The organism is Micromonospora palomenae (genome assembly GCF_007829925.1).
Taxonomy (GTDB): Bacteria; Actinomycetota; Actinomycetes; order Mycobacteriales; family Micromonosporaceae; genus Micromonospora; species Micromonospora purpureochromogenes.
This window is the reverse complement of record NZ_VIXA01000007.1, coordinates 38,755-51,404: the sequence shown is the minus strand read 5'-3', so window position 1 is coordinate 51,404 and position 12,650 is coordinate 38,755. Positions and strand designations below refer to the sequence as shown.

Annotated in this window: 10 protein-coding genes; 4 read left to right on the top strand and 6 right to left on the bottom strand. The window is 75.3% G+C overall.

All coding sequences use genetic code 11. The annotated features are described in order from the left end of the window. Nucleotides 1-56: 56 nt before the first annotated feature. Nucleotides 57-1,445 (bottom strand): dihydrolipoyl dehydrogenase, encoded by a 1,389-nt coding sequence (lpdA, locus tag FHX75_RS30180; RefSeq protein WP_154943982.1) that lies wholly within the window; start codon nucleotides 1,443-1,445, stop codon nucleotides 57-59. A gap of 178 nt (nucleotides 1,446-1,623) precedes the next feature. Here lpdA and FHX75_RS30175 point away from each other — a divergent pair, with 178 nt between their 5' ends. Next, the gene (locus FHX75_RS30175) at nucleotides 1,624-1,953 is read left to right on the top strand and encodes a hypothetical protein (RefSeq protein ID WP_154943981.1); all 330 of its coding nucleotides are present in this window, start codon (nucleotides 1,624-1,626) and stop codon (nucleotides 1,951-1,953) included. Nucleotides 1,954-2,114: 161 nt separating this feature from the next. On the opposite strand, the gene FHX75_RS30170 is transcribed toward FHX75_RS30175, so the two are convergent. Next, nucleotides 2,115-3,686 (bottom strand): leucyl aminopeptidase, encoded by a 1,572-nt coding sequence (locus tag FHX75_RS30170; RefSeq protein WP_154943980.1) that lies wholly within the window; start codon nucleotides 3,684-3,686, stop codon nucleotides 2,115-2,117. A gap of 164 nt (nucleotides 3,687-3,850) precedes the next feature. Here FHX75_RS30170 and gcvT point away from each other — a divergent pair, with 164 nt between their 5' ends. Further along, nucleotides 3,851-4,981: a glycine cleavage system aminomethyltransferase GcvT gene (gene gcvT, locus FHX75_RS30165; RefSeq protein WP_154943979.1), complete on the top strand. Its 1,131-nt coding sequence runs from the start codon at nucleotides 3,851-3,853 to the stop codon at nucleotides 4,979-4,981. A 112-nt stretch (nucleotides 4,982-5,093) separates the two neighbouring features. Here the strand turns inward: gcvT and FHX75_RS30160 are convergent, their stop codons facing one another. From FHX75_RS30160 to FHX75_RS31855, 4 genes are all read right to left on the bottom strand, one after another. After that, a complete protein-coding gene (locus tag FHX75_RS30160) occupies nucleotides 5,094-6,383 on the bottom strand; it encodes a DUF2314 domain-containing protein (protein ID WP_154943978.1) in 1,290 nt (429 codons plus the stop codon). Nucleotides 6,384-6,448: 65 nt separating this feature from the next. Continuing rightward, a complete protein-coding gene (cobS, locus tag FHX75_RS30155; RefSeq protein WP_154943977.1) occupies nucleotides 6,449-7,222 on the bottom strand; it encodes an adenosylcobinamide-GDP ribazoletransferase in 774 nt (257 codons plus the stop codon). Next, entirely contained in the window at nucleotides 7,212-9,128 is a 1,917-nt protein-coding gene (locus FHX75_RS30150; protein ID WP_154943976.1) for a bifunctional adenosylcobinamide kinase/adenosylcobinamide-phosphate guanylyltransferase, read from the bottom strand. The genes cobS and FHX75_RS30150 overlap by 11 nt, the downstream gene beginning before the upstream one ends. Before the next feature lie 48 nt (nucleotides 9,129-9,176). Next, the gene (locus FHX75_RS31855) at nucleotides 9,177-11,474 is read right to left on the bottom strand and encodes a serine/threonine-protein kinase (RefSeq protein WP_246158833.1); all 2,298 of its coding nucleotides are present in this window, start codon (nucleotides 11,472-11,474) and stop codon (nucleotides 9,177-9,179) included. Nucleotides 11,475-11,620: 146 nt separating this feature from the next. Between FHX75_RS31855 and FHX75_RS30140 the strand changes: the two genes are divergently transcribed. Beyond that, nucleotides 11,621-11,821, top strand: a complete 201-nt coding sequence (locus tag FHX75_RS30140) for a hypothetical protein (protein WP_088961023.1) — start codon at nucleotides 11,621-11,623, stop codon at nucleotides 11,819-11,821. Next, the gene (locus tag FHX75_RS30135) at nucleotides 11,821-12,621 is read left to right on the top strand and encodes a site-2 protease family protein (RefSeq protein WP_154943975.1); all 801 of its coding nucleotides are present in this window, start codon (nucleotides 11,821-11,823) and stop codon (nucleotides 12,619-12,621) included. The genes FHX75_RS30140 and FHX75_RS30135 overlap by 1 nt, the downstream gene beginning before the upstream one ends. Nucleotides 12,622-12,650: the final 29 nt, after the last annotated feature.

Below are 12,650 nucleotides of genomic sequence, written 5' to 3'. Positions count from 1 at the left end.
TTCCCCTGGTGCGATCTCGCCCGTCTGCCGCCGGACGCCGCGGAATCAGTTCTCGATCAGGCGTGCGCGTGCAGCGGCTTGCCGGCGAGGGCCAGGTGCGCCTCGCCCAGGGCCTCGTTCTGCGTCGGGTGGGCGTGCACGAGCTGCGCCACCTCGGCCGGGTACGCCTCCCAGTTGTAGATGAGCTGCGCCTCGCCGACGAGCTCACCGACCCGGGCGCCGACCATGTGCACGCCGACCACCGGGCCGTCCTCCACCCGGACCAGCTTCACGAAGCCGGCCGTCTTGAGGATCTGGCTCTTGCCGTTGCCACCCAGGTTGTAGTTGTAGGTCTTGACCTTGTCCGCGCCGTACTGCTCCTTGGCCCGGGCCTCGGTCAGACCCACCGACGCCAGCTCCGGGTCGGAGTAGGTGACCCGCGGGATGCCGGCCTCGTCGATCACGGCCGGGTTCTGGCCGGCGATCTCCTCGGCGACGAAGATGCCCTGCTGGAAGCCGCGGTGGGCGAGCTGGAGGCCGGGCACGATGTCGCCGACCGCGTAGACGTTCGGCACGCTGGTGCGCAGCCGCTCGTCGGTCAGCACGTAGCCGCGGTCCATCTTCACGCCCTGCTCCTCGTACCCGAGGTTGGCGGTGTTCGGACCACGCCCGACGGCGACCAGCAGCAGCTCGGCCTCGACGGTCTCGCCGCCGGCGATGGTCAGCTTGACGCCCTTGTCGGTCTTCTCGACCTTCTCGAACGGCTTGCCGACCTTGAAGTTGATCTTCCGCTTGCGGAAGGCCCGCTCCAGCGCCTTGGACGACTCCTCGTCCTCGGCGGCGACCAGGCGGGGCAGCGCCTCGACGATCGTGACGTCCACGCCGAAGGACTTCCACACGCTGGCGAACTCGACGCCGATCACGCCGCCGCCGAGCACGATCACCGACGCCGGGACCCGGTCCAGGGTCAGCGCGTGGTCGCTGGTGATGATCCGCTCGCCGTCGATCTCCAGGCCGGGCAGGCTCTTGGCGTACGAGCCGGAGGCCAGGATGACGTTGCGGCCGGTGTAGCGCTTGCCGTCGACCTCGACGACGTTCTTGCCGACCAGCTTGCCGGCGCCGGCCACGAAGGTGATGTTCTTGGCGCTGCCCACCAGGCCCTGCAGGCCCTTGTAGAGGCGGGAGACCACGCCGTCCTTGTACGAGTTGACCCCCGCCATGTCGATGCCGACCAGCTCGGCCTTCACGCCGAACTGCTCCGACTCGCGGGTCTGGTCGGCGATCTCGGCCGCGTGCAGCAGCGCCTTGGTGGGGATGCAGCCGTTGTGCAGGCAGGTGCCGCCGAGCTTCCCCTTCTCGATCAGCGCGACCGAGAGATCCAACTGGGCGGCGCGCAGCGCCGCCGCGTAGCCGCCGCTGCCACCTCCGAGAATGACGATGTCGAAGGTCTCGTTCGGCTCGCTCACGTCCAACTCCCAGGTCGCGTCGCTGCATCGGGGGTCACGGTGGGGTAACAGGGACACACCCCACCTCGGTCATCTTGTCACTAGGGGATGCGGAGCGCGTACCGAGGTGCCCAACGACACGTCGTCGACACGTACTCTTGGCACCGTCTTCGATGACGGACGGGGGAGGAGACAGTCGGTGGGGCTCTTCCGGCGACGCAAGCAGACGGGCGCGGTCAGTCGTGGCCGCCCCGCCGACCGGGCTGATCTGGACCATCTTGAGAACTTCGTCCGGACCCGGCGGGGCGTCGAGGCGTACATCGAGCCGCGGACCACGGTCACCGAGACCACGGTCATCCTGATCGCCGACGACGGGGAGTGGACCCGCCGTCGCGTCGACGGCCCCGAGGGGGCCCGCCGCTTCGCCCACCGGCTGGCCATCCCCATCTACGACGTCCGCCTGATGGGCTACCCGCAGCGGATGCGCGACTACAACGAGCGCCGCAAACGCCGCCCCGAACTCTTCTGACCCCACCCCGCTTCCCCCGAGTCGCGCACTTTCCCGGAAAGCGTGGCTGTTCCGCGCCGGACAGCCACGCTTTCTCTGCACGTGCGCGGATCTTGGTGGAATGCGGGCGGGGCGCCTCCCGGGTGGGGGAGGCGCCCCGATCGTGGGGTTGCGGGTGGGCGTCAGCCGTTGGCGGCGACGTCCTCGACCAGCTGCACCAGGGTGCGGACCGGGACGCCGGTGCCGCCCTTCGTCCAGTAGCCGGTCGCCTCGCCCGAGTGGTAGCCCGGGCCGGCGATGTCGATGTGCGCCCAGGCCACGTCCTCGGTGACGAACTCGCGCAGGAACACGCCGCCCTGCAGCATGTGCCCGGCCCGGTCCATGCCGGCGTTGACCTGGGAGATGTCCGCGACGTCGGAGTCCATGCCCTTGCGCACGTCGTCCGGCAGCGGCATCGGCCAGGCCGGCTCGCCGACGGACTCGCCGACGGTCTTGACCCGCTCGCACAGCTCCGGGGTGCCCATCACGCCGGCGATCTTCTTGCCCAGCGCGATGACCTGCCCACCGGTGAGGGTGGACGTCTCGAAGAGGTAGTCGGTGCCGTCCGCGCAGGCCCGCGCCATCGCGTCGCCCAGGATCATGCGGCCCTCGGCGTCGGTGTTGAGCACCTCGACCTTCTTGCCGTTGAACATGGTGATCACGTCACCCGGCCGGTAGCTGGTGCCCGACGGCATGTTCTCCGCCATCGGCAGGTACGCGGTCACCGCCACCGACGGCTGCACCGCGGCGATCGCCAGCATCGCGGCGCCGACGGCGGCCGCCCCGGCCATGTCCGACTTCATCTCCCACATGCCCTGCGCCGGCTTGATGGAGATGCCGCCGGTGTCGAAGGTGATGCCCTTGCCGACCAGTGCCACCCGCTTGCCGCTGCCGCCACCCGACGGGGTGTACGTGAGCTTGACCAGGCGCGGCGGGGCCTCCGAGCCCTGCCCGACGGCGACGATGCCGCCGTACCCGCCGGCGCGCAGCGCCTCCTCGTCGAGCACCTCGACGCCGAGCCCGGCCGCGCGGGCGGCCGTCGCGACGGCCTCGGCGAAGGCCGGCGGACGCAGCTCGTTCGGGGCGGTGTTCACCCAGTCCCGGCTGGTACGCACCGCACCGGCCACCGCGGTGGCCCGGTCGATCTCGCCCCGGGCGGTCGCGTCACCGGCGTCCGGCACGGAGATCAGCACCTCGGCCACCGGCGTGCGCCGGGTCGGCTGCGGCTTGGTCTTGTAGCCGGCGAACCGGTAGCCGCCGAGCAGCGCGCCCTCGGCGACCGCGCGCAGCGCGGCCGGGGCGTCGGCGTCGTCAGGCAGCGGCATGCTGAGCGCCACCCGGGGCGCGCCGGCGAGCGCCCGGACGACGGCGCCGGCGGCCCGGCGCAGCGTCTCCGGGGCGGGGGCGGCGCCGGTCGGCTCGGGGCCGAACCCGACCGCGGCGACGATCGGCGCGGTGACCGTGCCCAGCGTGGCCAGCTTGGTCACCTCGCCCGGAGCGCCGGTCGCGCCGAGCAGCGCCAGCGTCTCGGTCAGCTTGCCGTCGAAGGCGGCGGCGATGCTCTCCGCGCCACTGGCGAGCAGCAGGGTGCCGGCGAGGCCGCTGGTGGCGTCCTGCTCTCCGGTCTGGCTGTGCACGCCGATCACGATCGCGTCGACGGCAAGCTCGGCGGGGTCGGTGTCGACCAGGCTCAGGGTGGTGCTGGGCGATGTCACTGAAGCTACTCCGGGCGGGCCGGGCCGGTCGCGTCGTCGCGTACCGGCGATGAAGGTCTCCGGCGGCAACCTACCCGCCGGAAGCTTGGCTGTCCCGCCGATGGCTGTCGCGGCGGGTCCCGCCGATGCTAACCAGCGGCGGGTACCCCGGTAAGTTGCCACCCATGACGGACGTGACCTCCGACGCCGCCGCGACCCGGCTGCGCCGTTCCCCGCTGCACGAGCGGCACACCGCTCTCGGCGCCAAGTTCGCCCCCTTCGGGGGTTGGGAGATGCCGCTGGAGTACGCCGGAGGCGGCGTGCTGAAGGAACACACGGCGGTGCGTACCGCCGTGGGCGTCTTCGACGTCTCCCACCTGGGCAAGGCGCGGGTCACCGGGCCGGGTGCGGCGGACTTCGTCAACGCCTGCCTCAGCAACGACCTGGGCCGCATCGGCCCGGGCCGGGCGCAGTACACGCTCTGCTGCGACGACGCGACCGGCGGCGTGGTGGACGACATCATCGCCTACCTGCACGCCGACGACCACGTCTTCCTCATCCCGAACGCGGCGAACACCGCCGAGGTGGTGCGCCGGCTGCGCGCCGCCGCGCCGGCCGGGATCACCGTCACCGACGAGCACGAGGCGTACGCGGTGCTGGCCGTGCAGGGCCCGCGCTCGGCGGAGCTGCTCGGCGGGCTGGGCCTGCCGGTGGAGCACGGCTACATGAGCTTCTCCGCCGCCGACCTGGCCGGAGTGGAGCTGACCGTCTGCCGCACCGGCTACACCGGGGAGCTGGGCTTCGAGCTGGTGGTGCCGGCCGAGCACGCCGTCGCGGTCTGGGACGCGCTGTTCGCCGCCGGTGCGGCGTACGAGCTGCGGGCCTGCGGGCTGGCCGCCCGGGACACGCTGCGCACCGAGATGGGCTACCCGCTGCACGGGCAGGACCTGTCGCTGGAGATCACGCCGGTGCAGGCCCGCTCCGGCTGGGCGGTCGGCTGGGACAAGCCGGCCTTCTGGGGCCGCGACGCGCTGCTCGCCGAGAAGGCCGCCGGCCCGCGCCGTACGCTGCGCGGCCTGGAGGCCGTCGACCGGGCCATCCCGCGCCCCGGCATGACCGTGTACGCCGGCGACACCGAGCTCGGCACGATCACCAGCGGAACGTTCTCGCCGACGAAGAAGCAGGGCATCGCCCTGGCCCTGCTCGACACCGACGCCAAGCTCGCCGACGGCGACCTCGTCGAGGTCGACATCCGCGGCCGCCGCGCCCAGATGCGCGTCACCCGACCCCCCTTCGTGACCCCCTCGGTCAAGTAACCCCGGCGCCAGCCCTGTTGATCAAGACGTTTGCGTCGGCCCGAGCACCGGATCCGACGCAAACTTCTTGATCAACGGGGGCAGAGGCGGGTGGGGCGGGCGGCCCGGTGGGTCAGGCGGTGGGGGGTTCGCCGGCGTCGAGGACGGCCTGGGTCCAGCCGCCCTCGATGACGCCGGTGCCGTCGAGGAGGGCCCAGTCGACCACGTCGGCGGCCTCGACCACGACGGGGGAGCCGATCCGGACGGTGGGGTCGGTGTTGGCGTCGCTGGCGCTGGCGCCGACGAGCCGCTCCGGCACCTCCCAGGAGGTCACCCCGGCCCAGACGAACTCGGGGCCCTCGTCGCCGGGCAGGCCGTACTTGACCACGAGCTGCGACTCCGGCGGCAGCGTGCCGGCGAGGAACCGGGCCCGGATGTCGTCCAGCCCGGCCCGGGCGGTGGCGATCGCCTTGCTCATCGCGTCACCGGGCCGGGCGTAGCGGACGTCGGGCTGGATGCCGGAGAAGAGCGTCGCGCAGGCCGCGGCGAAGTACTTCCCGGGCGGGCCCGGGTGCCCGGGCGGCGGGCGCAGGCTGAGGAACGAGTCCGCCTCCGGGTCGGTGGCCGGGTCCAGCTCCAGCCGCAGCAGCACCGGGGCCGTCGCGCCGTGCTGCTCCGGATTGCCGTACGCCACCGCGATGTCGTGCCCGGTCACCGTGGCCAGCACGGGCAGCTGCACGAACGCCGGCACCTCCTCGCCGGCCAGCCCGTCGGTCCAGTCCCGCAGCAGCCGCCGGGCGGCCCCGGTCATCACCGCGCCCCAGGCCCGGGTGAGATGGTCCGGCACCCCCTGGGTCTGCAACTCCAGCAGGCCGAACCGGCGCAGCCCCTTGGTGGTGAACCAGAGCCCCTCCGCGTCGGAGGAGTAGGGCACCAGCACCCAGTCGACCAGGCGTACCCGGCCCTCGGCGTCCGGCAGCGAGCGCAGCGCGGCCGCCGGGTCGAGGAACTGCAACCCGAACACGTCCACCACGTCGCCGTCGACGGACTCGGCGACCGCGGCGGCCACCGCGCGGGCCGCCCACTCGTGCGCCGGCGGCCAGCCCGGCCGGTACTCGGCCTGCACCACCACCAGATGGCTGGCCGCGGCCAGCCGACCGAGCTGCGCCTCGGTGGCGCCGAACGCGGCGAGCAGGTCCGGCGGCAGCTGCGGGAACTCGTCGATCGACCGGGTGTCCACGGTCATCAGTGGGCTGTCCAGCATCTGCGTCGCCAGCCCGTGCACCGGCTCGGCCAGCCGGCCCTCCAGCGCCCGCACCGCCGTCTTCGGGCTCACCCGGGGCAGCCCCGCCATCGGCACCAGGTACGTCGCGCTGAGCGACTCCGGCACCGGGATGGGGAGGAAGTCGTCCGTGATGAGCAAGTCGTCCCCCGGAAGGCCGTGCCGGTGCTGTCGGGGCAAACGCTACCCGCCGCCCGGTGCCGCGTTCAGCCGGACAGCACCAGTCCCAGGTAGACCAGCGTGGTGACCACCTCGACGGCGGCGCCGAGCACGTCGCCGGTGACGCCGCCGAGCCGGCGTACCACGTGGCGCAGCAGCCCCACCGCGACGGCGAGCGCCGCCGCGACGGCGAGCGGCCCCTGCCACGGGCGGCCCGGCACCGCCGCCACCGCCGCCAGCGCGACGGCGACCGCGCCGACCGCCGGCGCCACCGGCCCGACCGTCCCGGCGACCAGCGCGCCCAACCCCTCCGGCCGGGCCGCCGGCACCCCGCGCCGGCAGGCCACCGTCACCGCGAGTCGCCCCGCCGCCGTCGCGGCCACCACGCCCGCGAGCACCGCCGGCCACGACCGCCCCGCCAGCTCCGCGAGGGCCGCCGTCTGGAGCAGGAGTACGACCACCAGCGCGACCACCCCGAACGGCCCCACGTCCGGCTTCTTCATGATCTCCAGCGCCGCCGCCCCCCGCCGGTACGACCCCAGCGCGTCCACGGTGTCGGCCAGCCCGTCCAGGTGCAGCCCCCGGGTGAGCAGGGCGGCGCAGCCCACCGTCACCCCGGCGGCGACCAGCGGGGGAGCGAGCGCGGCCAACAGCAGCAGCACCCCGGCCAGCACCGCGCCGAGCAGCGCCCCGACCAGCGGGGCGAGCGCCATCGCGGCGCCCGCCGTCGGGCGGTCGATCCGGCCGGCGCGCACCGGCAGCGTGGTGAAGGTGGTCAGCGCCAGCCGCAGGCCGTCGACGACCCGCGACTCAGCCGGCACGCCAGCCGGACGGGTCCGGCTCCGTGGTCGTCGGCCCCGGGCCGGCCGGCTCCGGCTCGCTGAAGTCGGGCTCGGTGAAGTCGGGCTCGGTGCCGTCCGGCTCCACGGTGGTCGGGCCGGGGCCCGCCGGTTCCGGCTCGGCGAAGTCCGGCTCCTCGGAGTCGGGGTCCCCGCCGCCGAGCCGGGGGTGTGCCGGCAGCGCGGCGGCCAGCGCCAGCACCGAGCGCAGCAGCGGCAGCGCGGTCAGCGCGTTCGCCCCCTCGCCCAGGTCCAGCCGCAGGTTCAGCAGCGGGGTCAGGCCGAGCACGTCGGCGGCGAGCCGGACCGCCGGGTGGCCGCCGTGGTCGGCCAGCACGCACCAGTGCCGGGCCTGCCCGGCCAGGTCGCGGCTGATCATGCCAGCGGCCACGCCGACCGGGCCGTCGAGCATCACCGGCAGCCGGCGGGCGGTCGCGCCGAGCAGCACGCCGGTGGCCACCGCGATGTCGCCGCCGCCCAGCTCGGCCAGCACGTCCTTGGCGTCGCGCGGGGAGCGGCGGGTCCGGTGCAGCGCGTCCCGGACCGCCGCGCAGCGGGTCATCCACGCCGCGTCGTCGATCTCGCCGCTGGCGGTGATCACCCGGCCGAGCACCGCCGGGGCCTCCGCGCCGGCGGTCGCCGCCAGCACCGCCGCGGCCGCCGCCTCCGTACCGGCGCCGCACGCCCCCAGCACCAGCAGCTGTACGCCCGCGTCGGCGGCCTCCTCGGCCAGCCGCCAGCCGTAGCGCAGGGCCGACTCGACGGCGGCGCCGGCCAGCGCCGGCTCCTGCTCCATCGGCGCCGAGGACGGGGTGTCCACCACCTGGAGGCTGGCGCCGTTCTCGGCGGCCAGCCGGGCCAGCGCGCCCCGGCCGGCCCGCGCCTGCCGGGCCCGGCGCGACGACTCGCCGGGGACCGTGCCGGCGGCGGCGCCGCCCTGGTGGTCCCCGTGCAGCAGCAGCACCCGCACGTTCGCCCACGGAGTGGGGGTCGCGGTGCCCTGGGTGGCGGCGGCGAAGCCGACTACCCGTTCCAGCTCGCCGAACCCGGCCCCCGCCACGTCCAGGGTGGCGAGCCGGTCGACGGCCTGCGGGCCGGCGTACTCGTCCGGCATGGGCAGCTCCATGCCGGGCTGGATGACCAGGCCGGTGGCGACCATCGGCAGCGCCATGGTCGGCGCCGCCCAGGCGGTCCCGTTGGTCTCCGCGGGTGCGGCGGGTGCGGCGGGGGCGGTCGGGGTGAGCACGTCCGGCAGCGGCGCCTCGGCCGGCGCGGCGGCGGCGGTCACGTCGTGGCGGGCCGGGCCGGCCTGGGCGGGCACCCCGGCCGCGCGCGGGGTGACGGCGGGCTTGAGCCAGGCCGGCTGACCGGCGACCACCAGCACCACGGCGTCGCAGGCGTCCGCGACGGCCCGGTTCGCCGCGCCGAGCGCGTCGGTGAAGGCCCGACCCAGCGGGGTGGTCGGCACCAGCGACAGCCCCACCTCGGGGCTGACCAGCACGATCCGCGCCTCGCTGGCGCGCACCGCCGCGGCCAGTTCGGCGATGGTGGCCACGTCGTCGGCGGGCTGGTGCGCCGGGTCGAGCAGCACCGTCACCCAGCCGCCCAGGTCGTCCACCAGCAGCGTCTCGTTCGGCCCGGCGGAGGCGATCACGTCGGCCAGCCGGCGCGGGTCGCCGGCGGTCTCCTCGGTGGTCCAGCTGCCCGGCCGGCGTTCCCGGTGCGCCGCCAGCCGGGCGGCCCACTCGGTGTCGTCCGGGTCCGCGTCGGCGGAGGTCGCCACGTAGCGCACCGTCGGGGCGTCACCCACCAGGGACTCGGCGAACTCCGACTTGCCCGAGCGGGTACCGCCGAGCACCAGGACCGTGTTCCAGCCGTCAACGGACATGCCCGTACCTTAAAGCCGCCCGGGCTGCGGTCGCCGCCCGGCCCGGGCTCAGCCGCAGTGCTCGAATCCGCTGGCGTAGCTGGCGCCGCCGGTCGCCCCGCCCCACTTCACGCAGGTCCCGCCGGCTCCGGCACGGACCGGGCCGGCGTAGTACTCGTACGCGCCGCTGTCGGTGGCGCGGGTCTTCCCCTGCACCTCCAGGAACGCCGAGGCCGTGGTGCGCTCGCCGACCGCGGTCACCTTCATGGTGACCACGCAGTTGGCCTTGGCCGCCTCGTTCCACAGCAGGTAGACCTTTCCCCGCCGGACCCCGTTCGCGGTCAACGAGGCGGAGTCGATCACCTGGTAGCCGCTGCCGCAGACCTGGGCCGGCGTGTACGGGTTGGTCCTCGCCGGCGGGGTGGTGGTCGTCCCCGGCTGCGGGGCGGAGGTGGTGGGGGACGCGCTCGGTCCCGGGCCGGTCGTCCGGCCGGTCGACCCGGCGGTCGGCGTCGCCGAGGCCGGCCGGGGGCCGGTGGCGCTCGCGCTGGGCCTCGGCTTCCCGCCCCGGGTGCTGACGCTCGGGCCCGGCAGCACCGGTGCCGCCGCCTCCGACTCGGCGGTCTGCGCCGGGCCGCCCCGGGCGGGCTCGTCCGGCTGAAGCGCCACCACCGCGGCCACGGCGGCCAGCACGGCCACCACCCCGCCCGCCGCGCCGGCCAGGGCGAGCCGGCGCCGCCGGCCCGCGCCGCCGGCCCGGTCCTCCCGGGTCGGGGCGGTCTCCGGTACGACGTACTGGCTGGGGTAGCCGGCGGGCGGGGTCGCCTGCTGGCCGCCCACCACGGCCGGGTACGGCCTGCCCGGGTACGGCTGCCCGGCGGCCGGGAACGGGGCGCCAGCCGGGTGCCCGGTCGGAGCGGGTGCGCCGCCCGGCGGTGTGGCGGGTGGGCCGCTCTGCTGCCACTGCGGCGCCATCATTCCGGGACCGATGCCGGTCCCGCCGCCGCCCGGGTGGCCCGGGCGGCCTGCCGGCGCCGCGCCGTCGTGGGCGGGCCCGGGTCCGGGGCCGGCCGCGTGCCCCGGACCGGCAACCTGTGCCGGGCCGGTTCCGGGCCCGGCGGGCGGGAGGGCAGCACCGCCGATGCCGGGACGTCTGTCGGGGCCGGCGGGCGGGAGGGGAGCAGCGCCCGGGCCGGGGCGCCGGTCGGGGCCGGCGGGCGGCGCGGGCGGGGTGGAGGACGCGGCGGACAGCGCCCCGGTTCCCGCGCCGGGCGGCGTCGGCAGTCCGGCCGGACGTGCTCCCGAGCTGGTCCCCGAGCCGGAGTCCCGCGATCCGGCGGACGCGGGCCCCGACGGGTCGCCCGCCACTGCCGGACCGGACGGCGTCGACGGGCCGGACGGCGTCAACGGGCCGGACGGCGTCGACGGCCCGGACGGCGTCGACGGCCCGGGCGGCGTCGACGGCCCGGGCGGCGTCGGCAGGGCCGGACCCTCCAGCGCCCACGGCGGACGCGGCGGCACCCGCAGCACGGCCAGCGTGGCGTCCCGGGCGTCCAGGGCCGCGTCGGCCAGGGCGGCGGCGCTGGGCCAGCGGTCACCGGGGCTCTTGGCCAGGGCGCGCGCGACCACCTCGGCCACCGCCGGCGGGGTGCCCGGCGGCAGCGGGGCCGGTTCCTCCTGGGCGTGCCGCAGCGCCACCTGCAACGGGTTCTCCCCGACGAACGGCGGCTGCCCGGTCAGGCAGTAGTAGGCGACCGCGCCGAGCGCGTAGACGTCGGTGGCCGCCGAGACCGGCTGGCCGACCGCCTGCTCCGGCGACATGTACGAGGCCGTGCCGAGCACCATGTGCGCGGCGGTCAGCGAGGCCATCGTGCTGGAGCGGGCGATGCCGAAGTCGACCAGCACCACCGTCCCGTCCCGCTTCACCAGCAGATTGCCCGGCTTGACGTCCCGGTGCACGATGCCGGCGGTGTGCGCGGCGTGCAGCGCGGCGGCGGCCTGCGCCACCACCGACATGGTCGACGTCGGGTCGAGCCGGCCGGCGCGCCGGATCCAGGTGACCAGCGGCTCGCCGTCGACGTACTCCATCACCAGGTAGCTGACCTGGCTGCCGTCGGCCAGCGTCGCGGAGCCGAAGTCGTGCACCGCGACGATGCCCGGGTGCCGCAGGGCCGCCATCATCCGGGCCTCGGCGTGGAACCGGCTGGTGAACTCCGGGTCCTCCACCAGCGCCGGGAGCAGCACCTTCACCGCCACCTCGCGGTCCAGCAGCGTGTCGACACACCGCCAGACCGCGCCCATGCCGCCGGTCGCCACCCGTTCGCCCAGCCGGTACCGGTTGCTGAGCACCACTCCTTGAGTCAGCACCGCGCCACCGTACCGGCCGGGGACACTCATGGTGATCACCGGCCGGGCCCCAGCGGGGGTGAGCGTCGGGCCGGCGCGCGGACGGCCGACTACGCTTGCGGGGGTCCGTCCCCGGGGGACGGTGTAGCGGCGAGGGGAGACGCGGCATGGCGTGGAGCTGGCGGTACGAGGGCGCGAACGGCGCGTCGGTCGATGGACCGGCGGAGTCGTTCGGCAGTCAGGCGGACGCCGAATCGTGGATCGGCCAGACCTGGCGGGAGCTCGCGGCGTCCGGCGTCACCTCGGTCGCGCTCGTGGAGGACGACCGGGTGGAGTACCGGATGAGCCTGCTCCCGACGGCGGAGTGATGGGCTACGACCGCCCGGGCGGCGAGCCGCTGGTGCTCGGCGTGCCCCGGGCGGCGTTCCGGCCCAGCCCGGTCTTCCTGGCCCTGGTCGCGCTCTTCGTGGCCAGCGGGGTGATGGCCTGGAACCGGTTCGGCAACGTGAAGTTCGACGTGTTCCTCTTCGTGGTCTCGGGCTGGCTGGTCTCGCTCTGCCTGCACGAGTACGCCCACGCGGTGGTCGCGTTCCGGGCCGGCGATCGGGACATCGCCCACCGGGGCTACCTGACGTTGAACCCGTTCAAGTACACCCACCCGCTGCTGTCGATCGTGCTGCCGGTGGTGGTGGTGCTGCTCGGCGGCATCGGCCTGCCCGGCGGCGCGGTCTGGGTGGACCGGCACGCGATCCCGGGCCGGCTGCGGCACACCCTGGTCAGCCTCGCCGGCCCCGCCACCAACGTGCTGTTCACGCTGCTGCTGGTGGCGGCGCTGCGGATCGGCACGGGCACCCTCGGCGGGCCGATCGAGTTCTGGGCCGGGGTGGCGCTGCTGGCGTTCCTCCAGCTCACCGCGAGCGTGCTCAACCTGCTCCCGGTGCCCGGCCTGGACGGCGGCAACATGATCCAGCCCTGGCTGACCCCGCAGTGGCGGCGGATGTACGACATGTTCGCCCCGTACGGCTTCATCCTGCTCTTCGCGCTGCTGTGGAACCCGCGCATCGGCGGCTGGTTCTTCGACGCGGTCTTCGCGATCGGCGACCTGCTCGGCCTGCCGAGCTGGCTCTACGGCCTGGGGCTGGACCTGATCCGCTTCTGGCAGGGCTGAGGCCGCCGAGCCGCCGAGCCGCCGCGCAG